Here is a 23,407-nt window from a genome sequence, read left to right on the forward strand (position 1 = left end):
TCACCCGAGGTCGAGCACGTGCTCGAGGCCCACGGTCAGGCCGGGGTGGTCCGCGACGACCCGGACCGCGTGCACGACGCCCGGCATGAAGCTCTCGCGGTCGAAGGAGTCGTGCCGGATGGTCAGCTGCTCGCCGCGGTTGCCGAGCAGGATCTCCTCGTGCGCGGTGAGCCCGCGGAGCCGGACCGCGTGCACGCGCACGCCGTCGACGTCGGCGCCGCGCGCGCCGTCGAGCGTCGTGGACGTCGCGTCCGGGCTCGGGCCGACGCCGGCCTGCGCGCGGGCCGCGGCGATCGCCTGCGCGGTGTGGCGTGCGGTGCCGGAGGGCGCGTCGACCTTGTCCGGGTGGTGCAGCTCGACGACCTCGACGGACTCGAAGTAGCGGGCCGCCCGCGCCGCGAACGTCATCGCGAGCACCGCGCCGAGCGCGAAGTTGGGGGCGATCAGCACGCCGACGCCGGGCCGGGTCGCGAGCTGCGCGCGCACGGTGTCGAGCGCCGCGGACGTCCAGCCGGTGGTGCCGACGACCGCGTGGACGCCCGCGTCGACGAGCGCCCGCACGTTCTCGGCCGTGGCGCTGGGCACCGTGAAGTCGACGGCGACCTGCGCGCCCGCGGACGTCACCGCGGCGCCGACGTCGTCACCGGCGTCGAGCGCAGCGACGAGCTCGAGGCCCGGCGCCGCCTCGACAGCCCGCACGACGGTGGACCCCATGCGTCCTGCGGCCCCGAGGACGGCGACCCTGATCTGCTCGCTCACGGGGAACCACCCTAGTCGCCGCGCCGGGCGGGGCCGTCCGCGCGGCGACCCCCCGCGCGAGACGCTCGGACGCACGCCGCCCGCCCCTGCGAGACGCGGGGGCGGGCGGCGTGGACGAGCAGAACGTCAGGCTGCGGCGAACGGGCCGATCCGGACGGTGGACCGGGGCCGCGCGGCGAGCTCCGCCGCGAGCTCCTGGACGTCCGAGGCGCGCACGGCCCGGATCCGCTCGAGCGTCTCGTCGACCGAGAGCAGCTCGCCGTGCACGAGCTCGGACTTGCCGAGCCGGCTCATGCGCGACCCGGTGTCCTCCATGCCGAGGACCATGCCGCCCGAGAGCTGGCCGATCGAGCGCTGGAGCTCGGCCGCCGTGATGCCGGAGTCGGCGAGCCGCTCCCACTCGGAGACCAGGAGCTCGGTGACCTCGTCGACCTTGCCCGGCGCGCAGCCGGCATAGAGCCCGAAGACGCCCGTGTCGGCGTGCCCGGACGCGAACGAGTACGTCGAGTACGCCAGGCCCCGCTTCTCACGGATCTCCTGAAACAGGCGCGAGGACATGCCGCCGCCGAGGACCGCGTTGAGCACCGAGAGCGTGAACCGGCGCGGGTCCGTGGCGGTGAGGCCCGTCCCGCCGACGATGACGTTCGCCTGCTCGGTCGTGCGGCTCACCGTGATCTGCGAGCCGTCCGTCGGGATGCCGCCGTCGACGTCGCGCGCCTCGCGGCGGGCGTTCGGCGCGACACCGTCGGTGAGGTTCCAGCCGCCCTCGGCGAGCGCGTGCGCCACCTGCTTGACGAGCACGTCGTGGTCGACGCCGCCCGCCGCCGTGACCACGAGCGTCGCGGGGCGGTAGTGCTCGCGGTAGTGCTCCCACACGGCGTCGCGCGGGACGGCCCGGATCGTGTCCGGGGTCCCGCCGATCGGGCGTCCGAGCGGGTGCGTGCCCAGGACCGCCTCGGCGAAGCGCTCGTGCACGACGTCGCTGGGGTCGTCGTCGTTCATCGCGAGCTCTTCGAGGATCACGCCGCGCTCGGTCTCGAGCTCGTCGGTGTCCAGGCGCGCGGAGGTCACCATGTCCGCGATCACGTCGACCGCCATGGGCAGGTCGGTGTCGAGCACGCGCGCGTAGTAGCACGTGTGCTCCTTGCCGGTCGCCGCGTTGGCCTCGCCGCCGACCTCGTCGAACGCCTCGGCGATGTCCATCGCGCTGCGCCGGGCGGTGCCCTTGAACAGCAGGTGCTCGAGGAAGTGCGTCGACCCGTGGTGCCCGTCGCGCTCGTCGCGCGAGCCGATGCCGACCCACGCCCCGACGGTCGCGGAGCGCAGGCCCGGCATGTGCTCCGTGAGCACGCGGACCCCGCCGGGCAGGACGGAACGACGCACGATGGCGTCGCCGTCCTGCCCGGCGGTCAGCTCGCTGCCCGGGTCACCGGGCCGTGCGAGCGGGAGGTCCAGCGGCACGTCAGGCTTCGGCCGGCTCGGTGGCGACGGTCTCGGCCGAGGCCGCGTCGTCCGTCGCCGCGGCCTCGTCGATCACCGCGTGCAGCGAGAGCTTGCCGCGCGGGTCGATCTCGCCGATCTCGACCTGGACCTTCTGGCCCACCCCGAGCACGTCCTCGACGTTCTCCACGCGCTTGCCGCCGACGAGCTTGCGGATCTGCGAGATGTGGAGCAGGCCGTCCTTGCCCGGCGAGAGCGAGATGAACGCGCCGAAGGTCGTCGTCTTGACGACGGTCCCCACGAAGCGCTCGCCGATCTCCGGCATGTGCGGGTTGGCGATCGCGTTGATCGCCGCCCGCGCGGCCTCCGCCGACGGACCGTCGGTGGCGCCGATGAAGACCGTGCCGTCGTCCTCGATGGAGATGTCGGCACCGGTCTCGGCCTGGATCTGGTTGATCATCTTGCCCTTCGGGCCGATGACCTCGCCGATCTTGTCGACCGGGACCTGGACCGTGATGACGCGCGGGGCGTACGGGCTCATCTCGTCGGGCGCGTCGATCGCCTCGGTGATGACGTCGAGGATCGCGAGGCGCGCCTCCTTGGCCTGGTTCAGCGCGCCGGTCAGCACCGAGGCGGGGATGCCCTCGAGCTTCGTGTCGAGCTGGATGGCCGTGACGAACTCGCGCGTGCCGGCGACCTTGAAGTCCATGTCGCCGAACGCGTCCTCGGCGCCTAGGATGTCGGTCAGCGCGGCGTAGCGCGTCTGGCCGTCGACCTGGTCGGAGACGAGGCCCATCGCGATGCCGGCGACCGGCGCGCGCAGCGGGACACCGGCGTTGAGCAGCGACAGCGTCGAGGCGCAGACCGAGCCCATCGACGTCGAGCCGTTCGAGCCGAGCGCCTCGGAGACCTGGCGGATCGCGTAGGGGAACTCCTCGCGGCTCGGCAGGACGGTCATGAGCGCACGCTCGGCGAGCGCCCCGTGACCGATCTCGCGACGCTTCGGCGACCCGACGCGACCCGTCTCGCCCGTGGAGTACGGCGGGAAGTTGTAGTTGTGCATGTAGCGCTTGCGCGTCTCCGGGGAGAGCGTGTCGAGCTGCTGCTCCATGCGCAGCATGTTGAGCGTCGTGACGCCCATGATCTGCGTCTCGCCGCGCTCGAAGATCGCGGAGCCGTGCACGCGGGGCAGGACCTCGACCTCGGCCGAGAGCGTGCGGATGTCGCGCAGGCCACGGCCGTCGATCCGGAAGCCGTCCGTGAGGATGCGCTGGCGGATGAGCGTCTTGGTGACCGAGCGGACGGCTGCGGACAGCTCCTTCTCGCGACCGGCGAACTGCTCGCCGAGCCGGCCGAGGACGTCGGCCTTGACCTCGTCGAGACGGTTCTCGCGGGTCTGCTTGTCCGCGATCGTCAGCGCCTCGCCGAGCGGGCCGGCGGCCGCGGCCTGGACGGCCTCGAGCGCGTCGGGCTGGTACTCGGGGAAGACCGGGAACTCCTGCGTGGGCTTCGCGGCACGCGCGGCCAGGTCGGCCTGCGCCTCGGCGAGCACGCGGATGAACGGCTTCGCGGCCTCGATGCCCTGCGAGACGACCTCCTCGGTGGGGGCGGTCGCGCCCTCCTCCTTGATGAGGTTCCAGGCCTTCTCGGGCGCCTCGGCCTCGATCATCGCGATGGCGACGTCGTCACCGACGACGCGGCCGGCCACGACCATGTCGAACGTGGCGCGCTCGCGCTCGGAGTAGCGCGGGAACGCGACCCACTGGCCGTCGATGAGCGCGACGCGCACCGCGGCGACCGGGCCGGAGAACGGCAGGCCCGAGAGCTGCGTCGAGATCGACGCGGCGTTGATCGCGAGCACGTCGTACGCGTCGTCCGGGTGGATCGACAGGACGGTCACGACGACCTGGACCTCGTTGCGCAGGCCCTTGACGAACAGGGGGCGCAGCGGGCGGTCGACGAGGCGGCACGCGAGGATCGCCTCGGTCGAGGGGCGGCCCTCACGGCGGAAGAACGAGCCGGGGATCTTGCCCGCGGCGTACTGCCGCTCCTCGACGTCGATCGTCAGGGGGAAGAAGTCGAACTGCTCCTTCGGGTGCTTGCCGGCCGTGGTGGCCGACAGCAGCGTGGTCTCGCCGTCGAGGTACGCGACGGCCGCGCCGGCCGCCTGGCGCGCGAGGCGCCCGGTCTCGAAACGCACGGTGCGGGTGCCGAAGCGACCGTTGTCGATCACTGCCTCGGCGAACTGGATCTCGGGACCCTCCATGGGTGCCCTCCTCTTCGTTGAAGGCGCCGGCCTGACCACGGCGGTCTTCGATCGAGGTACCCGGAGCGGGGCTCCGGACGCCACTACCGAGGACCGGACGGGTGGTCGGCGCGGTGGGTGGTGCTGGTGGTGCTGCCGGACGGCTCACCTGAGCGTGCCCGACGCGGAACCAGCCCGGACCCGCGGGGGTCCGGGCTGGTCCGAGGTGCTAGCGGCGCAGGCCGAGACGCTCGATCAGGCTGCGGTAGCGGTTGATGTCGACCTTCTGGAGGTAGCCCAGGAGGCGGCGACGCTGGCCGACCAGGAGCAGCAGGCCACGCCGGCTGTGGTGGTCGTGCTTGTGCGCCTTGAGGTGCTCGGTGAGGTCCTTGATGCGCTGCGTGAGCATCGCGATCTGGACCTCGGGGGAACCGGTGTCGCCCTCGTGGGTCGCGTACTCGGTCATGATGGACTGCTTGGTGGCACTGTCGAGGGGCACGGTTCTCCAGGTGTGTACTCGTTGCGCGGTGCTCCGGGGCATGTCCACCCGAGCGCTCTCGGTCCGCGGCCGATCTGACGGCACCAGCATGTTACCAGCCGGTGACCTGCGGCCCCCAATCCGCCGGACCGCCGGGGCGGCCCCGCCCCACGTCAGGGTCGCCGGCGCGCCGCACCGTCGGCGCACCCTCAGCGCGCGGTGGCCGGGCCGTCCGCGAGGACCACGCGCGCACGCGCGACGTCGTCGTGCATCTGCTCGACGAGCGCCTCGACCGAGTCGAACCGCTCCGTCGGGCGCAGCCGGTCGACGAGCTCGAGGACGACCTCGTCGTCGTACAGGTCGAGGTCCGTGCGGTCGAGCACGTACGCCTCGACGCGGCGCTGGAGCCCCGCGAACGTCGGGTTGGTGCCGATCGACACCGCCGCGGGCAGCACCTCGGGCGCGTCCGCCGCGGGGCCGCCGGGCTCGGCGACCCGGCGCAGCCAGCCCGCGTACACGCCGTCGGCGGGCACCATGCCCGTCGCGTCCGGGGCGAGGTTGGCCGTCGGGAAGCCCAGCTCCCGTCCCCGCGCGTCGCCGTGCACGACGACCCCGCGCAGCCGGTGGGGGCGCCCGAGGACGTGCGCCGCGCCAATGACGTCGCCCGCGTCGAGCAGCTCGCGGACCCACGTCGAGGACCACCGCCGGTGCCCCTCGCCCTCGCTCGCGCTGGGCTCGGGCACGACGTCCTCGAGCACCTCGACGGTGAACCCGTACCGGCGCCCGAGCTCGATCATCGTGCCGAGATCGCCCGAGTTCTCCCAGCCGAAGCGCACGTCGCGGCCGACCACGACGGTGCGCGCGGCCAGACCGCCGACGAGATAGCGCTCGACGAACTCGGCGGGCGTCTGCCGCGCGAACCCGAGCGTGTACGGCAGGAGCAGCACGGCGTCGAGGCCGGTCCCCGCGAGCAGCTCGAGGCGGTCCGCGTCCCCCGTGAGGAGCGGCGGCGCGTGCTCGGGCCGGTGGACCTGCTGCGGGTGCGGCGTGAACGTCACCGCGACCGCGGACGCGCCCGACGCACGGGCGTCCGCGACGAGCCGGGTCAGCACGCTCACGTGCCCGCGGTGCACGCCGTCGAAGTTGCCGATCGTCACGACGGACGGGCCGAAGCCGTCCGGGACGTCGGCAAGGTCGGTCCAGCGGTGCACGCGCGCTCCTCGGAGACGGGGCCGCGGTGGCGGCCGGTCAGGCGGGGACAAGCCTGCCACGCACGGGAGGTCCCGCCGGACCGCGCCCACCACGCGGCCCGCCCCACGGCCCGTCCGCGGTGCCGTCGGTGCTGCCGTCCGCGCTGCCGTCCGCGCTGCCGTCTCGCTCCCGCGCGCGTGGGGCCCGGGCGGTGCGGGCGGTGGACGGACCCGAGCCCCTAGGGTCGGACGATGCGATGGCAGACCTTCGGCGAGCGGACCGTGTACGACTCCCCGTGGGTGCGCGTCGCGCTCGTCGACGTCGAGGTCCCCGGCGTGGGACGGCTCGACCACCACGTCGTCCGGATGCCGGCGCACGCCGCGGGCACGGTCGTGCACGACCCCGAGCGCGGGGTGCTCCTGCTGTGGCGCCACCGGTTCATCACCGACACGTGGGGCTGGGAGGTCCCGGCCGGGCGACTCGAGGGAGCCGAGACCCCCGCGGAGGCGGCGGCGCGCGAGACGCTCGAGGAGACCGGCTGGCGGCCCGGACCGCTGCGCCCGCTCGTGGGGTACCACCCCACCAACGGCTCGAGCGACCAGACGTTCCACGTCTTCGTGGCCGACGGGGCGACGCACGTCGGCGAGCCTGCCGACGCGTTCGAGTCGGAGCGCATCGCGTGGGTCCCGCTCGACGAGGTCCGCCGCCTCGTGCTCGACGGCGGGATCGGCGACGGCCTGTCGCTCACCGGGCTGCTGCGCTTCCTGCTCGACCGGCCCTGACGCCACCGCCGCCCGGTCCGGCCGCCCCGCTGGTCAGGCCGGGGCGAACACCAGGACGGGTGCGGCGTGCTCGCCGCGCTCCTCGAGCAGCGCCACGAGCGTCCCCTCCGGCGAGATGCCGGCGACCGGCCCCGCGGCGCGCGCGACGTCCGCCGGCCCTTCCGCGACCTGCGCCGCGATGCGCTTGCCGTACGACAGCGCCGCCGCCTCCGGCGCGGTGAGCTCCCGCACCGGGAACGTCGCCCGGGCGGCGTCGGCGAGCGCGAGCACCTCGAGCGGGACGTCCTCGGGCCAGGCGAGCAGGTCGTCGAGCGTGCGCGCGCCCGCGAGGTCGTAGCCGCCGACCCGCGTGCGCCGCAGCGCGGTCAGGTGCCCGCCCACGCCGAGCGCCGCGCCGAGGTCACGCGCGAGCGCCCGGACGTAGGTGCCCGACGAGCACACGACCGTGACGTCGACGTCGAGCGCGCCGGCGGGCACCGGCTCGCCGCCCGCTGCCGCCCGCTCGCCCGCTCGCCGCACCTCGTGCACGTCGAACCGGCTCACGGTGACCGGGCGCGCCGCGAGCGCGACGTCCTCGCCGGCACGCACCCGCGCGTACGCGCGCTGCCCGTCGACCTTGATCGCGCTCACCGAGCTGGGGACCTGCTCGATGCGCCCCGTGAGAGCGGCCACCGGACCCGTGAGGTCCGCGCGCGTGACGGCCGACGCGTCGGCCACCGCGAGGGTCTCGCCCTCGGCGTCGTCGGTGGTCGTCGTCACGCCCAGCCGGACCGTCGCGCGGTACTCCTTGTCGGCGCCGACGACGTACGTGAGCAGCCGCGTCGCCCGTCCGATGCCGACGACGAGGACCCCGGTCGCCATGGGGTCGAGCGTCCCGGCGTGCCCCACCTTGCGTGTCCCGGCGATGCGGCGCATCCGGGCGACGACGTCGTGGCTCGTCATCCCGGCCGGCTTGTCGACGACGACGAGCCCGTCCGGGGCGGTGGGCCGGCGGGGGCCGGGCGCGGGGCGCTGGCGCGCGGTCCGCGGCGCGGCGTCGGAGGGATTCATGCCCGGCAGGCTATCCGGCGCGCGGCCCACGGGGTCCCGCCGGGAGCGTCCGCCGCCGGACGCGCACCGATCCTCACGGGAGGTCCCACGTGTGCACGGCGGCCCCGCAGATGCGTCTGCTTTGTGGGCATACAGACGCTTTCGCGGACGTCCTGCGTGTTGCGGTGGGGCCGGGACCGCCGCTGCCCACCGGGACGACGCGAGGGGCCGAGCCGCAGCCCGGCCCCTCGCGTCGGACGTCAGGAGCGCCGCGGAGCCGGCAGGACCTGGAGCGTCGCCGTACCCTCGCGACCGGAGGACGCCCCCCGCACCGTCACGACGTAGGCGCCGGGGTCGGTGTGGCGCGGGACGCGCACGCTGATCGACACGGTGCCGTCCTTGCGCACCGCCCGGGTGTCCAGGAGCTCGTCACCGAGCCGGACCTGGACGATCTCCCGCGCAGCCGCACCCACGACCGCCACCGTCACGTGCCCGCCCGCGCGCACCGCCGGCGCCGAGAGCCGCACGGTGAGCGGCTCGGCCGCGACGACCGCGAGGCGGGCGACGTCGGTGGCCTCCGAGCCGGACGCGTTCGTGAACACCGCGCGGTAGAGCGTGCCGTGGTCGGCGATCGCGGCCGTCACGGTCAGTGTCGTGCTCGTCGCACCCGGCACGTCGACCCACCGCGCGCCCGGACGCTGCACCTGCCACCGCACGGTCGGCGCCGGGACGCCGGTCGCCGCGGCGGTGAACGTCGCGGTCGCCCCCGGAGCCACGGTCACGTCGGCCGGCTGCCCCGTGACACGCACCGGGGTGCTCGCGTCGGCGGACCCGTCCCCCTGGTCGGCGACGAACGACGCCACCCACGAGAGGGCCGAGTTCCAGTTGATCGCGACCTCGTTGGACGCCCACGACCCGAGCTCGTCGAGGTAGCACATGGACGGCGTGCAGCCGCCGGCGAACGCCGCCTGCATCGTCGGGTCCCACGTGCCGGTCGTCGAGTTGGGCCCGCCCGCGAGCGACCCCTCCGGAGACACGCCCGGGACCGAGAGCGGGAACCAGCGGTTGTGCTGGTGCTGCGCGCTGACCTCGCCGTAGCCCGAGACGTAGGAGATGTTGAGCGCGTTGCGGCCCAGCAGGTAGTCCACCGCCTCGAGCGCCGACCGCCGGTAGGTCTCGTCGCCGGTGAGGTCGAACGCGGTCGCGATCACGACCGTGGTGTTGAGCACCATGCTGTTCGAGCCCCACTCGTACAGGCCGTCGGGCCGCACGTAGGTGCTCCCCCACGCCTGGGCGTCCTGCGTCGCGACGTACGCGTCGGCCGCGTCGAGCACGGACTGCCGGATCGCGTCACGCGTCGGCAGGGCGTTCGGCACGGTCGCCAGGTCGAGGCGCCCCAGGCCCGCGGTGCTCCCCCAGTTCATCCCCCCGGGACCGAAGACGTCGCCGGTCGCGTGCGGGCTGGCGAGCAGGTGCTCGGCGAACGCGTTCTCGCCGGTCGTGAGGAACAGCTCCGCGGCGGCCCAGTAGAACTCGTCCGTCACGGTGCCGTCGCTGTACGCGCCGCCGCCGTTGTTGCCCGCGGCGTCGGGGGCGAGGACCGCCGGGTGCGCCTGCGCGGCGTCCCACGCCGTGCGCGCCGCCGCGAGGAGCTCGGCGGCGAACTCCGGGTCGTGCTCGGCGAACAGGCGGGCGCCCTGCGCGGCCGCGGCGGCGAGGTTGAGCGTCGCCGCGGTCGAGGGCCGGGCGAGGCGGCGCTCCTGCGGGTCCTGCGACGGCAGCAGCGGCAGGCCGGTCCACCCGACGTCGTGGATCTTGTGGTGGGCCATGCCGGCGTACTCCCCGCCGTCGGCGGGCACCTGCATGCTGAGCAGAAACTCGAGCTCCCAGCGCGCCTCGTCGAGCACGTCCGGGACCCCGTTGGAGCTCTCGGGGACGGCGAGCGTGCCGTCCGCGAGCGCGCCGGGGTCGGCCGTGCCCGCGTGCAGGGTGCGCTCGTACGTGCTCAGGAGCTGCGCCGCGGCGATGCCGCCGTTGACGACGTACTTGCCGTGGTCGCCGGCGTCGTACCAGCCGCCGCGCACGTCGAGCGCGTACCCCTCGGGGCACGTCCAGTCGCCATAGGCCCACCCGGCGCCCTCGTCGGCCGCCGTGAGGCACGTGACCGCGCCGTCGCCCTTGTTGGGTGCGACGTCGACGTGGCCCGCCGGGCGCGCGTAGTCGGGGTCGATCGCCGCGTCGATCTCGGTGCCGCTGCGCATGAGGTAGAAGAAGTTCAGCGCGTCGTACCGGAGCTGCTGGTAGAGGTCGACGTCGATGTCGAACGGGCGGCTGGTCTCGCCGTCGGCCGCGAGGACCAGGCCCTCGGCCTCGGTCGCGAGCTCCCCGAAGTCGATCGTGTGCACGTTCAGGCCGGAGCTCGGCTCGACGCCGCGGGGCGTCGTGACACCCTCGGCGAGGACGCCTCCCGACACGGTGCGGACCTGCCAGACGACGGGCTCGGTCCTCTCGGTGACGAGCGTCGCCTGCTTGGGCCCGGCCGGCAGGTACCCGACCTGGTTGACCCGGACGCGCGGTCCGGTCTCCGGCGCGTACGGCGGGGGCGGCGTCAGGCTCTCGACCAGCGAGACGTTGTCCAACGTGAAGGTCCAGTCGTCCCCGCGCCCGCCGACCTGGAACGCGAGCTGCCCCTCGAAGGGGCCGCCGGGCGTCGTGGTCGCCGGGTAGGAGTCGGTCGCGGTGAACGTGTGCGAGACGGTCGTCGGCTCGGTCGTCACGGGGACCGTCTTGTCGAGGACGGTGCCGTAGCTCCCGCCGTTCTCCCCGACGATCGCGCGGATCGTGCGCTCCTCGGACGCGCTGACGTCGAAGGTCAGCGTGTAGCTGGTCCCCTCCTCGATCGCGAGCCCGTTGAACCCGACGCCCGCGTAGATGCCCGAGGCGGCGGGCACCGGCACGACGAGCGCGCCGCTCGACACGTCGGCGGGCCCGAGGTCCCCGGCGACGAACCACGGGTCGGTCGAGCCGCTCGCGAAGTCGCCGTTCGGGATCAGGTTGGTGCCGAGCGGCGTGATCGAGAAGTCGTCGATGCACAGCTCGTAGGGCTCACCCTGGTTGCCGAGCTGGAACGAGACGTTGCCGGTCGCCGTGGTCCAGTCGTCGGCGACCGGGCTGCCCTCGCCGGTCGGCCAGGCGGACGGGGAGAACGTGAGCGCGACGTGCTCGGGCGTGCTCGACCCGTCGAGCTGCACGGACTGGCCGAACACCGCGGGGTAGCCGGGTCCGCCCTGCACGGGCACGGTCACGGCTCGGCTCGCGTGCGCGTCGAACTCGACGGTGTACGTCGCGTCGCGGTCGAACGTGACGGCGTCGTGCTGGATCGCGACGTCCCACGGGTTGCCGGTGTGCGCGCCGACCGCGGCGCACAGCTCGCCGGTCTCGGCCGACGCCGTGACCGCCTCGGGCGGGTACGAGAACCAGCCCTCGGTCCCGGTGGCGAAGTCGTGCACGTCGGTCAGCGGACCGGCGAGGGCGACGGGGCTGACGGCGGCCGCGAGGGCGAGTACCGCCACGGTCGCTGCGGCGGCGCCCGAGGCCCGGGCGCTCGCATCGGGGAAGGAAACCACGGTGTCTCCGTTCATGGGAGCGCTCTCACGACGATGTGGAGGAGCCCGGGACGATGTGCGCAAGCCACGCTAACAGGACACCCCCGCACGCGGCAGGGGGAGGCGCTCTCCGGGAGCGGCCCCGCCTCGCGGCCACCCGGCCCGAGCCGGCGCCGAGCGCCCCACGCGAGGGACCGCCAACCCCGCTCGCTCCCGAGGAGGCGCACATCGCCACATCCGGGGCGCAGCCATTCCCGTCGCGGCCGACGGACTACCGACCGCGCGCAAGCATTGTTCGCCAGGGGTGTTCTCGGGCGCGGATTCCTGTCGGCGGGGAACCACCAGGAATGCAATACTCGATCCCCGCCCGCGCCGTCGTCGTCTCACCCCATGGATGCGTATTGCGCCGGCGCGGACCGTGTCACTAGTTTTCCCGACATGTTCACCGACGCCGCACTGCGCGAGGTCACCGAGGGTCGCCCGTCCGGGCACCTGCCGGTCCACCTCACGACCCAGCGCGCCGTCGACCTCATGCGCGTCGCCAGCCGGCTCTGTCGGTAGTCACCGCACCACGCCCGGCGCACCGCCGCGCCCCCCGCGCGTCCAGCCGCCCCCGCTGAGCACCGGTCCCGACGTCGGGACGCGCTCGCCGCGCACCGGCTGACCGCAGCGCCCGATCTCGGGTGCGCGCTCCCGCACCGCCCCGGGACGCACGATCCGTGCGCCCCGGCGTGTGCTCCCCGTCCGATGTGGCGGGGAGCGGCCGGCGCGCACCCGGCGTCCGCGGGCGGCCGCACCCGGGCGCAGCGCCGGGACCGTCCGCCTCGCCGGCACACCTCCGCACCGCCCGCTCCCCTGCCGCGCACCCCTGCCCGGAAAGGCTCGACATGCCCACGCCCAAGCTCAGGTTCGACCACGTGCATAAGGACTTCACGGTCCGCGACGACACCCGCGGACGCGGCGCACGCACGCTGTTCACGGCGCTCGACGACTTCACGCTCGACGTCCCCGCGGGGGAGCTGCTGACCGTCGTGGGCCCGTCCGGCTGCGGCAAGTCGACGTTGCTCGACCTGCTCGCGGGCCTCACGCAGCCGTCGTCGGGCGCGATCCTGCTCGACGGGCAGCCGCTCACGGGCCCCGGGCTCGACCGCGGCGTCGTCTTCCAGCAGTACGCGCTGCTGCCCTGGCGGACGGCGCGCGCCAACGTCGAGCTCGGGCTCGAGGCCAAGGGGCTCAGCCGGGCCCGGCGCTCGGAGATCTCCGGGCGCTACCTCGACCTCGTGGGGCTGAGCGGCTTCGAGCAGCGGTACCCGCACGAGCTGTCGGGCGGCATGAAGCAGCGCGTGGCGATCGCCCGGGCCCTGGCGTTCGAGCCGGAGGTGCTGCTCATGGACGAGCCCTTCGCGGCGCTCGACGCCCAGACCCGCGAGACGCTGCAGGACGAGCTGCTGCGGATCTGGCGCGCGACCGGCACGACGATCGTGTTCATCACGCACGGTATCGACGAGGCCCTCTACCTGGGCCAGCGCGTCGCGGTCATGAGCCCCCGGCCCGGGCGGCTGCGCACCGTGATCGACGTCGACCTCGACCGCAGTCGGTCCGACGACATCCGCTCCGACCCCGAGTTCGGGCGGCTGCGGCACCGCGTGTGGACCGAGCTGCACAGCCCCGCCGGGACGCCCGACGAGGCCGAGACCGACCTCCTGCCCCTGCACGCCACCCTGGAGCCCGCCCGTGCCTAGCACCCTGTCCCCCCGCACCGACCCGGCGGCCGCGCCCCCCGTCGTCCCGGCCGCCGAGGACACCGTCGCGTTCGCCGACCCGCCCACGCTCGGCCGCCGGCCGGCCCTCGCCGCGGACCGCGACGCGACGCCCACGCTCGCGCGACGCGTGCGCGCGCTCCTCGGACGGGTGCTGCGTTCCTCGATCGTGCTCGTCCTCTTCCTCGCCCTCTGGGAGGTCGCGCCGCGCGTCGGGCTCGTCGACGCGGTGTTCCTCCCGCCGCTGAGCCGGGTGCTCGACGCGTTCGGGACCCTGGCGTCGAGCGGCGAGCTCGCCCTGCACCTCGGCGCGAGCCTGAGCCGGGCGGGCACCGGCTTCGCGATCGCCGTGCTCGCCGCGATCCCGCTCGGCGTCGCGATCGGCTGGTACGAGCGGGTGTCGGACGTGCTCAGCCCGTTCCTCGAGCTGTTCCGCAACACCGCCGCGCTCGCGCTGCTGCCCGTGTTCATCCTCATCCTCGGCATCGGCGAGACCTCGAAGATCGCGCTCGTGGTCTATGCGTGCACCTTCCCGGTGCTGCTCACGACGATCTCGGCGGTGCGCTCGGTCGACCCGCTGCTCGTGAAGTCGGCGCGGTCGCTCGGGCTGTCGTCGCTGCGGCTCTTCCAGAAGGTGGTGCTGCCCGCCGCGGTGCCGACGGTCTTCACCGGCGTCCGGATGGCCGGCGCGTCGTCGATCCTCGTGCTCATCGCGGCCGAGATGGTCGGCGCGAAGGCCGGCCTCGGCTACCTGATCACGTACACGCAGTTCAACTTCCAGATCGAGAAGATGTACGCCGGAATCATCGCCATCGCGCTCGTCGGCGTGAGCGTCAACGGCGTGCTGCTCGCCCTCGAACGGCATTTCTCGCGCTGGCGCACCGCGTCCTCCTGAGCGCCCGCCCACCCCGTTTTCCTGACTTCCGCACCGGCACGTCCTCCGCACGGCGTCGGCCTCCTCGTCGACCCCGAAAAACCCCTCTGGAGCATTCTCATGTCCCTGTCCTCACGCCTGTCCGCCGCCGCGTCGGCCGCGCTCGCCGGAGCGCTCGTCCTCACGCTGGCCGCGTGCTCGGGCGCCGCCGACGCCGCGACGGTCGACGCCGACGGCACGACGACCATCCGCTACGACGGCTCGGCCGGGCAGGTCACGCTCCCCGAGCTGGCCGACGACCTCGGCTACTTCGAGAAGGTCCGGCTCGAGTGGGTCGGCAACTCCACGGGCGGGCCGCAGAGCATCCAGTCCGCCGCGACGGGCGCGACCGACGTCGGCGGCGCGTTCAACGGGGCGATCGTCAAGCTCCGCTCGTCGGGCGCGAAGGTGACGTCCGTCATCTCGTACTACGGCTCGGACACCAAGGCGTTCGGCGGCTTCTACACGCTCGAGGACTCCCCCGTCACCGAGGCCCGCGACCTGATCGGCAAGAAGATCGGGATCAACACCCTCGGCGCGCAGAGCGAGTTCGTCATCCGCGAGTGGCTGGCCCGTGAGGGGCTCGACGCCGACGAGATCGCGCAGGTCGAGCTCACGGTCGTCCCGCCCGTCAACGCCGAGCAGGTCCTGCGCGAGGGCCAGGTCGACGTCGTCGCCATCAGCTCGGTCTTCCAGGACAAGGCCCTCGAGCGCGGCGGGCTGCGGCTGCTCTTCTCCGAGGTCGAGCTGTTCGGGGAGTTCAGCTACGGGTCGTACATCTTCCGGGACGACTTCATCGAGGAGAACCCCGAGGCCGTCGCGGACTACGTGCAGGGCATCGCCCGCGCGATCCGCTGGACCCAGGTCACGCCCGTCGACGAGGTGCACGCGCGCTACACGCAGATCATCACCGAGCGGGACCGCGGCGAGACCCCCGAGCTGGTGCCGTTCTGGAAGTCGGTCGGCGTGTCCACCCCGGGCGGCGTGATCGAGGAGCGCGAGATCTCGACGTGGATCGACTGGCTCGTGCGCAACGGCGAGCTCGAGAAGGGCCGCTTCAGCGCGGACGACATCTACACCAACGAGCACAACCCCTACGCCAACGGCACCTACGAGCCGGGCAGCGGACCCGACGGCGAGCCCGTCGACGCCTCCTGACCCCTCACCCCTCCCACCGATCGCGAGGTCCACCATGTCCGACCAGCCCGCTCGCCGACAGCTCAGCCTCAACCTGTTCATCAACGGCGTCGGCCACCACGAGGCCGCCTGGCGTCACCCCTCGACGCGGGTCGAGGAGCTGTTCACCGCCGGCTACCACCACGAGCTCGCCCAGCACGCCGAGCGCGCCGCGTTCGACGCGATCTTCTTCGCCGACGGACCCGTGCTCAGCCCGGGCATCGAGTTCAACAGCGCCGCGCACCTCGAGCCGATCCTCACGCTCGCGTCGGTCGCCGCCGTGACGACGCACATCGGGCTCATCGCGACCGCGTCGACCACCTTCTACGACCCGTACAACCTCGCGCGGCTGTTCGCGACGCTCGACCACCTCAGCGGCGGACGGGCCGGGTGGAACATCGTCACGACGGCCGCGTCGGCCGCCGCCGCGAACTTCGGGCTCGACGAGCACCCCGACCCGAGCGAGCGGTACGCGCGCGCCGGCGAGTTCGTCGAGGTCGCCACGCGGCTGTGGGACAGCTGGCAGGACGACGCCGTGCTCGCCGACCGTGCCACCGGGCGGTTCGCGGACCCGTCCCGCATCCACCCGGCGGCGTTCCGCGGCGAGCACCTGCGGGTCGCCGGCGCGCTCAACGCACCCCGCCCGCCCCAGGGGCACCCCGTCCTCGTGCAGGCCGGCGCGTCGAACGAGGGGCGCGCGTTCGCGAGCCGCCACGCCGAGGCGATCTTCACGGCGCACCAGCAGCTCAGCGACGCGCAGGCGTTCTACTCCGACATCAAGGCGGGCGTCGAGCGCTACGGCCGCCGACCCGACCAGGTCAAGATCCTGCCCGGGATCAGCCCGTTCCTCGGCGGGACCGAGGCGGAGGCGCGAGCGCTCGAGCGGGAGTTCAACGAGCTCACCGTGCCCGAGTACGGGCTGCGCCAGCTCGCGACGCTCGCCGAGGCGACGTTCGACGTCGCGGACCTCGACCGGCCCGTGCCGCTCGACGTGTTCGCCGACGCGGGCGACGTGACGGACAACAACCGCTCCCGGCGGCAGGTCGTCGCGGGCATCGTGCGCCGCGAGCAGCCGACGCTCCGCGAGCTCCTGCACCGTCTTGCCGGGGCCCGCGGGCACCGCGTCGTTGCCGGCACGCCGGAGCAGGTCGCGGACACGATCACCGAGTGGTTCACGCACGGCGCCGCGGACGGCTTCAACGTCATGCCGCCGTACCTGCCCGGTGGCATCGAGGCGTTCACCGAGCACGTCGTGCCGCTGCTGCGTGCCCGCGGGCTCTTCCGCGAGGGGTACACGGGCACGACGCTGCGCGACCACCTCGGCCTCGACCGCCCGGTGAACCGGTACGCCACGGCCCCCGAGACCGAGCCCGCCCTCGCCGGCGTCTGACCGGGCCGGCAGCCCCCACCCACCCCGCACCAGGGAGCGCGCGGGCCGAGGCCCGGCGCGAGCCGGGGCCCGAGCCCCGCACACGCCGACCGGCCCGCGCGCTCCCCGTCCGAGAGGACCCCGCACATGACCCGCAGCACCGACGCCCCGCTCAAGGTCGTCGCCGTCAACGGCAGCCCGAGCGTCCCGTCCAAGACCGCGGCGCTCGTCGCCGAGATCGTCGAGCGCCTCGGCCGGCACCTGCCGCTCGACGCCACCACGATCCACGTGACCGACCTCGTGCCGTTCTTCACCGACACGTACGGCGACCCGGGCTCGCCCATCGCCCGCTCGCTCGCCGAGATCGCCGGGGCCGACCTGGTCATCGCGGCGAGCCCGATCTACAAGGGCTCCTACACGGGCCTGTTCAAGCACGTGTTCGACCTGCTGGCGCCGACGGCGCTCGCCGGGACGCCCGTCCTGCTCGTCGCGACCGGGGGGTCCGAGCGCCACACGCTCGCGCTGGAGCACCAGTTCCGGCCGCTGTTCGGCTTCTTCCAGGCCGAGACGCTGCCCCTCGCGATCTACGCGCACGACTCCGAGTTCACGAGCTAGCAGGTCACGGGCGCGGAGCTCGACGCCCGCATCGACAAGGCGATCACCCGGGCGCTGCCGTTCCTGTCGGAGCGGCGCCGCGACGAGTCGCTCGTGCCGTCGATCTGACCCGTCCCCGGACGCCGCGACGCCCGTGCCCCCAACGTGAGGGGCACGGGCGTCGTCGTCTGCGTGCGGCGCGTCAGCGGACCTCGTCCGCCCCGTCCTCGTCGTCCTCGACCGGCTTCCGGTACGGGTCGGACTCTCCTGCGTAGCGGGCGGACGCGGCGAGCGCGGCCACCTCGGCGTCACGCCGGGCGGCCTCGAGCAGCGCGGCCTCGAGGTGCGCGGCCGTCTCCGGGACGGCGTCGAGGTGGAAGTCGAGCGTCGGCGTGAGCCGGATCCCGGTCTGCTTGCCGACCTCCGAGCGGATGAGCCCCTTGGCGCTCTCGAGCGCCGCCGCGGTCCCCGCACGTGCCTCGTCGTCCCCGAGCACCGTGTAGAACACGTCGGCGTGCTGCAGGTCGCCGGTCATGCGCACGTCCGTGATCGTGGCGAACCCGAGGCGCGGGTCCTTGATCCGGGTGTCGATCATCTGCGCGACGATCTGCTGGATGCGCTCCGCGAGCTTCCTCGCGCGACCGTGGTCAGCCATGACATCTCCGCCTTTCGTCGTCGGTCAGGCCCCGTCGCGGGGCTGACAGGTGTCCTGAGCGCCAGGTGGCCCGGACCAGCAGGTCCGGGCCACCCGACGTTCACGGCGTCATGCGGGTCGTGCGGTGGAGCACACGGTCAGGACCGCGGCTTCTCCCGCATCTCCCACGTCTCGATCGTGTCGCCGATCTCGATGTTGTTGAACGAGCCGAGCCCGATACCGCACTCGTAGCCCTCGCGGACCTCGGTCGCGTCGTCCTTGAACCGCTTGAGCGACTCGATCGTGAGGTTGTCCCCCACGACGGTGCCGTTGCGGAGCACGCGCGCCTTCGTGTTGCGGCGGATCTCCCCGGAGCGCACGAGCGAACCGGCGATGTTGCCGAACTTCGAGGAGCGGAACACCTCGCGCACCTCCGCGGTGCCGAGCTGCGCCTCCTCGTACTCCGGCTTGAGCATGCCCTTGAGGGCGGCCTCGACGTCGTCGATGGCCTGGTAGATGACCGAGTAGAACCGGACGTCCACACCCTCGCGGTCGGCGAGCTCCTCGACGCGCTCCGCGTACTTGACGTTGAACCCGATGATGATCGCGTTGTCGACCGTCGCGAGGTTGACGTCGTTCTGCGTGATGGCACCCACACCGCGGTGGATGACGCGCAGGTCGACCTCCTCGCCGACGTCGATCTTGAGCAGCGCGTCCTCGAGGGCCTCGACGGCACCCGAGACGTCGCCCTTGAGGACCAGGTTGAGGGTCTCGACCTTGCCCTGCTGGAGCGCCTGCGTGAAGTCCTCGAGGCTGATGCGCTTGCGACGCTTCGCCAGGAGGGCGGCACGCTCGGCCGCCTCGCGCTTCTCGGCGATCTGCCGCGCGGTGCGCTCGTCGGACGCCACCAGGAGGGTGTCGCCGGCGCGCGGGACCGACGCGAGACCGAGCACCATGACCGGACGCGCCGGCCCTGCTGCGGTGACCGTCTCGCCGTGCTCGTCGAACATCGCCCGGACGCGGCCGTGGGCCGTGCCGGCGACGATCGCGTCACCGACGTGCAGCGTGCCCGACTGGACGAGGACCGTCGCGACGGCACCGCGTCCCTTGTCGAGGTTGGCCTCGATGGCCACGCCGCGCGCGTCCTTGTCGGGGTTGGCCCGCAGGTCGAGCGCCGCGTCCGCCGTGAGGAGGACCGCCTCGAGCAGCGAGTCGATGCCCTGGTTCTGCTTCGCGGAGACGTCGACGAACATCGTGTCGCCGCCGTACTCCTCGGCCACGAGGTTGTACTCCGTGAGCTGCTGACGGATCTTGGCGGGGTTGGCCCCCTCCTTGTCCACCTTGTTGACCGCGACCACGATCGGCACGCCGGCCGCCTGGGCGTGGTTGAGCGCCTCGATCGTCTGGGGCATCACGCCGTCGTCGGCCGCGACCACGAGGATCGCGATGTCCGTGACCTGCGCACCACGCGCACGCATGGCGGTGAACGCCTCGTGACCCGGGGTGTCGATGAAGGTCAGCGCACGGTCGACGCCCTCGTGGACGTGACGCACCTGGTAGGCACCGATGTGCTGCGTGATGCCGCCGGCCTCGCCCGCGACGACGTCCGTGGAACGGATCGCGTCGAGGAGCTTGGTCTTGCCGTGGTCGACGTGGCCCATGACGGTCACGACGGGCGGCCGCGGCTGCAGCTGCTCGTCGTCCTCGTCCGCGAGCTCCTGGTCCAGGTCGATGTCGAAGGCCCCGAGCAGCTCGCGGTCCTCCTCCTCGGCCGACACCATCTCGATGACGTACCCGAGCTCGACCGCGAGCGTGCCGAACGTGTCCTCGTCGAGCGACTGCGTCGCGGTCGCCATCTCACCGAGGTGGAACAGCACCGTGACGAGGCTGGCGGGGTTCGCGTCGATCTTGTCGGCGAAGTCGTTCAGCGAGGAGCCGTGACGCAGGCGCACGACCGTGCGCCCGTTGCCGCGGGGAACCTGCACGCCACCCAGCGAGGGGGCCTGCATCTGCTCGAACTCCTGGCGCTTCGCGCGCTTCGACTTCCGTCCGCGCACGGGGCGACCGCCGGCGCGACCGAACGCACCCTGCGTGCTGCCGCGACCGGCACCGCCGGGGCGACCACCGCCGCCACCGGGACGACCGGCGAAGCCGCCGCCGCCCGCAGGAGCGCCGCCGGGGGCGCCACCGGGACGACCGGCGTAACCGCCGCCGCCGCCACCGGGACGACCACCGGGGCCGCCACCACCCGGACGACCGCCGGGACCCGGGCGCTCACCCGGGCGGCCGACGCCGCTCGAGCTGCGGCCCGGCATCATGCCGGGGTTGGGACGCGGTCCACCGGGACGGGGACCGCCCGGACGCTCGCCCGCGGGGGCCGGGGCGCCGGACGCGGCCGCGGGGGCCTCGCCGCCGCGACGGTCGCCGGGACGGGGCATGCCCTGCGACGGCGCGAACGGGTTGTTGCCCGGACGCGGGCCGCCCGGACGGGGACCGCCCGAGCCGCCCTGACCACCGGAGCGGGGCATGCCCTGCGACGGTGCGAACGGGTTGTTGCCGGGACGCGACGCGCCACCGGGACGACCGGACTGAGCCGGTGCGGCCGGGGCCGGACGGGGGCCGGGGCGCGCGGCGTCGCCGGCGGAGCCGGGACGACGTGCCGGTGCCGGGGCGCCGGGAGCCGGTGCGGCGGGTGCCGAGGCGCTCGCCGCACGGGCGGGGGCGCTCGGCGCGGCCGGAGCGGTCGCGGCCGGGGCCGCCGGAGCGGCCGGGGCCGGTGCGGCCGGACGTGCGGGAGCCGGCGCGGCGGGTGCCGCAGCGGCCGGGCTGGGGGCAGCAGCGGCAGGTGCCGGTGCGGCCGGGGCGGCAGCGGCAGGCGTCGGCGCGGCGGCCGGCTTCGGCGCCGCGGGACGTGCCGGCGCCGGGGCGGTCGCGGAGCCACCCACGGGGTAGAGGTCGCGCAGCTTGCGCACGACGGGCGGCTCGATCGTCGAGGACGCCGAACGGACGAACTCCCCGAGGTCGCCCAGCTTGGTCATGATGGTCTTGCTTTCCACACCGAGCTCTTTGGCGAGCTCGTAGACGCGGACCTTGGCCACATCTCTCCTGTCTCGGTCCGCCCAGGAGAGGGTCGGACCGTCGTTAGTGCGAGGTACTCATCGCTGGGTACTCATCGGTGCGTGCTCATCGGGCAGCCATCGGCTTGTCAAACCCGCTTCCCATGTCGACGGTTCGGTGCTCCCGGGTTCGGGACCCGGTCGCTGGTTCCCCTCAGCCGCGCTCGAGATGCTCGCGCACCGGTGCGACGTCCAGCGGACCTGCATGACGCAGGGCCCGCGGGAACGCCCGACGGCGCTCGGCAAGCTCGAGGCAGTGAAGCTCGGGGTGCAGCCACGCCCCCCGGCCCGGCATCCGACGACCGACGTCGACGACCACTGCGGGTTCCCCCGCGGTGCCCGTCCCGACGACCGTCCTCAGCAGGACCGACCTCGGGCCGGTCGACCGGCACCCCACGCACGTGCGGGCCGGACCCATGACGGACACCGGGGGGGTGTCAGGGGGTCGCCTGCTCGGCGCGGAGAACCGGGCATCCAGCCCAGCCTCCGGAAGTCTACCGCGCCTCGTCACCGCGTGGGACCGGAGCCGGCTCCCCGCTGCGTCTCGCCGCGGGCCGGCACGTCGCGGCGCCCGTCCTGCGGGCCGTCGCCGTGCCCCTCGCCGGACGCACCGGCCGGGGCCTCGGCGTCCGAGCGGATGTCGATGCGCCAGCCCGTGAGCTTGGCGGCGAGGCGGGCGTTCTGCCCCTCCTTGCCGATCGCGAGCGACAGCTGGTAGTCCGGCACCACGACGCGAGCGGCGCGCGCGACCGGGTCGACCACCGTGACGGACACCACACGCGCGGGCGAGAGCGCGTGCGCCACCATCTCGGCCGGGTCGTCCGAGTGGTCGACGATGTCGATCTTCTCGCCGTGCAGCTCCGCCATGACCGCCCGCACGCGGGCACCGAGCGGGCCGATGCAGGCGCCCTTGGCGTTGAGGCCCGCGACCCGGCCGCGCACGGCGACCTTGGTGCGGTGACCCGCCTCGCGCGCGATCGCGGTGATCTCGACCGAGCCGTCGGCGACCTCGGGGACCTCGAGCGCGAAGAGCTGGCGCACGAGGTTCGGGTGCGTGCGCGAGAGCGTGATCTGCGGACCCTTCGGCCCGCGCGCGACCTCGAGCACGAGCGAGCGCAGCCGCTCGCCGTGCACGTACTGCTCGGTCGGGACCTGCTCGTGCGCGGGCAGGACGGCCTCGGTGCCCCCGACCTCCACGAGCACGACGCGCGGGTCGCGACCCTGCTGGATCACGCCGCCGAGCACCTCGCCCTCCTTGCCGCGGAACGCGCCGAGCACCTGGTCGTCCTCGGCGTCGCGCAGGCGCTGCACGATGACCTGGCGCGCGGTGGCCGTGGCGATGCGCCCGAAGCCCTGCGGGGTGTCGTCGAACTCGGGCCCGGGAGCCGGCGGCGGCACCGCGACGCCGTCCTCCGCGGGCTCGGGCGCGGGCTGCTGCTCGCGTGCCCAGACCGTCACGTGCCCGGTCTTGCGGTCGAGCTCGACACGCGCGGTCGCGTGCGCACCGGGCGTGCGGTGGTAGGCGGACAGCAGCGCCTGCTCGATCGCGGACACGAGCACGTCGAGACTGATGTCCCGCTCGCGCTCGAGCATCCGCAGGGCGGCCATGTCGATGTCCACGTCAGCTCTCCTCTGGGGCCGGCGCACCGGCGTCGGGGTCGGCGGCGTCGGTTCCCGAGCCGTCCGGTTCGAGGTCGTCGACGTCGAGGTCGTCGACGTCGTCGGTGCCCGTGTCCTCGTCCAGGTCCTCGCCGAACAGCTCGGCGTCGGACCCGTGCGCGAGGCGGGCGAGCTCGACCTCCACGTGCGCGTCGCGCACGCGGTCGAGCGTGATGTCCTGGGGCGGGGCTGCGACGGGCTTGCGGCCCTTGACGCTCACGGGCTCGGGGACGACGTGCAGCACGGTCGCCGGGCCCTCCCCCTCGACCGAGACGAGGCGTCCGGTCACGGGCTCGCCGTCGTGCAGCCGCACGGTCAGGAGCCGGCCGCGCGCCCGTGCGAAGTGGCGGCGCTCGGTCAGCGGGCGCGAGACGCCCGGGCTCGACACCTCGAGGGTGCTCTCGCCCGGGATGACGTCGTCGAGGGCGGTCGAGATGTCGCGCGAGACCTCCGCGATGCGGTCGAGGCTCAGGCCGCCGGTCTCGTCCTCGTGGAGGTCGAGGACCACGCTCACGACCGTCCGTGCGCCGACCCGCGTCACCTCGAGCTCCTCGAGGTGCAGGCCGGCCGCGCTCACGACCGGTTCGATGACGTCCCGGACCCGGTTCGTCGGTGCTGGCGCGGGCATGGTCGCCTCCTGTCGGCTCCGGCGGGTCA

19 protein-coding genes are annotated in these 23,407 nt (G+C 73.9%); 7 read left to right on the top strand and 12 right to left on the bottom strand.

Features of this window, described 5'->3' with window-relative positions:
* The 5 genes from dapB to CCE01nite_RS11350 form a co-directional block, all read right to left on the bottom strand.
* Window positions 1-759 carry a 4-hydroxy-tetrahydrodipicolinate reductase gene (dapB, locus tag CCE01nite_RS11330; protein ID WP_034628132.1) on the bottom strand — a complete coding sequence of 253 codons (759 nt, stop codon included), beginning with the start codon at window positions 757-759 and terminating at the stop codon, window positions 1-3.
* Window positions 760-885: 126 nt separating this feature from the next.
* Window positions 886-2,220 carry a M16 family metallopeptidase gene (locus tag CCE01nite_RS11335; protein WP_034628129.1) on the bottom strand — a complete coding sequence of 445 codons (1,335 nt, stop codon included), beginning with the start codon at window positions 2,218-2,220 and terminating at the stop codon, window positions 886-888.
* Window position 2,221: 1 nt separating this feature from the next.
* Complete coding sequence (locus CCE01nite_RS11340) at window positions 2,222-4,465, bottom strand: polyribonucleotide nucleotidyltransferase (RefSeq protein WP_034628127.1); 2,244 nt, start codon at window positions 4,463-4,465, stop codon at window positions 2,222-2,224.
* Window positions 4,466-4,673: 208 nt separating this feature from the next.
* Complete coding sequence (gene rpsO, locus CCE01nite_RS11345) at window positions 4,674-4,943, bottom strand: 30S ribosomal protein S15 (protein ID WP_034628123.1); 270 nt, start codon at window positions 4,941-4,943, stop codon at window positions 4,674-4,676.
* A gap of 188 nt (window positions 4,944-5,131) precedes the next feature.
* Window positions 5,132-6,133: a bifunctional riboflavin kinase/FAD synthetase gene (locus CCE01nite_RS11350; RefSeq protein ID WP_034628120.1), complete on the bottom strand. Its 1,002-nt coding sequence runs from the start codon at window positions 6,131-6,133 to the stop codon at window positions 5,132-5,134.
* Between the two features lie 231 nt (window positions 6,134-6,364).
* On the opposite strand from CCE01nite_RS11350, the gene CCE01nite_RS11355 reads away from it, so the two are divergent.
* The gene (locus tag CCE01nite_RS11355) at window positions 6,365-6,895 is read left to right on the top strand and encodes an NUDIX hydrolase (RefSeq protein WP_034628117.1); all 531 of its coding nucleotides are present in this window, start codon (window positions 6,365-6,367) and stop codon (window positions 6,893-6,895) included.
* Between the two features lie 33 nt (window positions 6,896-6,928).
* Here the strand turns inward: CCE01nite_RS11355 and truB are convergent, their stop codons facing one another.
* Both truB and CCE01nite_RS11365 read right to left on the bottom strand, forming a co-directional pair.
* Entirely contained in the window at window positions 6,929-7,945 is a 1,017-nt protein-coding gene (gene truB / locus CCE01nite_RS11360; RefSeq protein WP_052103910.1) for a tRNA pseudouridine(55) synthase TruB, read from the bottom strand.
* Window positions 7,946-8,184: 239 nt separating this feature from the next.
* Window positions 8,185-11,550, bottom strand: coding sequence for a glycoside hydrolase family 9 protein (locus CCE01nite_RS11365; RefSeq protein ID WP_170223967.1), 3,366 nt, complete (start codon window positions 11,548-11,550; stop codon window positions 8,185-8,187).
* 417 nt (window positions 11,551-11,967) lie between these two features.
* Between CCE01nite_RS11365 and CCE01nite_RS22390 the strand changes: the two genes are divergently transcribed.
* The 6 genes from CCE01nite_RS22390 (at window position 11,968) to CCE01nite_RS11390 (ending at window position 17,362) form a co-directional block, all read left to right on the top strand.
* On the top strand, window positions 11,968-12,090 hold the full coding sequence (locus CCE01nite_RS22390; protein WP_281282385.1) for a hypothetical protein: 123 nt from the start codon (window positions 11,968-11,970) through the stop codon (window positions 12,088-12,090).
* A gap of 326 nt (window positions 12,091-12,416) precedes the next feature.
* Window positions 12,417-13,271 carry an ABC transporter ATP-binding protein gene (locus CCE01nite_RS11370; protein ID WP_084142586.1) on the top strand — a complete coding sequence of 285 codons (855 nt, stop codon included), beginning with the start codon at window positions 12,417-12,419 and terminating at the stop codon, window positions 13,269-13,271.
* Window positions 13,264-14,184 carry an ABC transporter permease gene (locus CCE01nite_RS11375; RefSeq protein ID WP_246056471.1) on the top strand — a complete coding sequence of 307 codons (921 nt, stop codon included), beginning with the start codon at window positions 13,264-13,266 and terminating at the stop codon, window positions 14,182-14,184. Before CCE01nite_RS11370 ends, CCE01nite_RS11375 begins: the two co-directional genes overlap by 8 nt.
* 99 nt (window positions 14,185-14,283) lie before the next feature.
* Window positions 14,284-15,360, top strand: coding sequence for an ABC transporter substrate-binding protein (locus CCE01nite_RS11380; protein WP_034628112.1), 1,077 nt, complete (start codon window positions 14,284-14,286; stop codon window positions 15,358-15,360).
* 34 nt (window positions 15,361-15,394) lie between these two features.
* Complete coding sequence (locus CCE01nite_RS11385; protein WP_034628108.1) at window positions 15,395-16,768, top strand: LLM class flavin-dependent oxidoreductase; 1,374 nt, start codon at window positions 15,395-15,397, stop codon at window positions 16,766-16,768.
* A gap of 126 nt (window positions 16,769-16,894) precedes the next feature.
* Window positions 16,895-17,362, top strand: coding sequence for an NAD(P)H-dependent oxidoreductase (locus CCE01nite_RS11390; protein ID WP_052103903.1), 468 nt, complete (start codon window positions 16,895-16,897; stop codon window positions 17,360-17,362).
* Window positions 17,363-17,543: 181 nt separating this feature from the next.
* On the opposite strand, the gene rbfA is transcribed toward CCE01nite_RS11390, so the two are convergent.
* From rbfA to rimP, 5 genes are all read right to left on the bottom strand, one after another.
* On the bottom strand, window positions 17,544-17,996 hold the full coding sequence (rbfA, locus tag CCE01nite_RS11395) for a 30S ribosome-binding factor RbfA (protein WP_034628105.1): 453 nt from the start codon (window positions 17,994-17,996) through the stop codon (window positions 17,544-17,546).
* Between the two features lie 137 nt (window positions 17,997-18,133).
* Window positions 18,134-21,073, bottom strand: a complete 2,940-nt coding sequence (infB, locus tag CCE01nite_RS11400) for a translation initiation factor IF-2 (protein WP_141372369.1) — start codon at window positions 21,071-21,073, stop codon at window positions 18,134-18,136.
* A 172-nt stretch (window positions 21,074-21,245) separates the two neighbouring features.
* Window positions 21,246-21,509, bottom strand: a complete 264-nt coding sequence (locus tag CCE01nite_RS11405) for a YlxR family protein (protein WP_141372370.1) — start codon at window positions 21,507-21,509, stop codon at window positions 21,246-21,248.
* Window positions 21,510-21,598: 89 nt separating this feature from the next.
* Window positions 21,599-22,711, bottom strand: a complete 1,113-nt coding sequence (gene nusA, locus CCE01nite_RS11410; RefSeq protein WP_141372371.1) for a transcription termination factor NusA — start codon at window positions 22,709-22,711, stop codon at window positions 21,599-21,601.
* Window position 22,712: 1 nt separating this feature from the next.
* Window positions 22,713-23,378: a ribosome maturation factor RimP gene (rimP, locus tag CCE01nite_RS11415; RefSeq protein ID WP_141372372.1), complete on the bottom strand. Its 666-nt coding sequence runs from the start codon at window positions 23,376-23,378 to the stop codon at window positions 22,713-22,715.
* Window positions 23,379-23,407: the final 29 nt, after the last annotated feature.

Source organism: Cellulomonas cellasea, from assembly GCF_006538745.1.
Taxonomy (GTDB): domain Bacteria; phylum Actinomycetota; class Actinomycetes; order Actinomycetales; family Cellulomonadaceae; genus Cellulomonas_A; species Cellulomonas_A cellasea.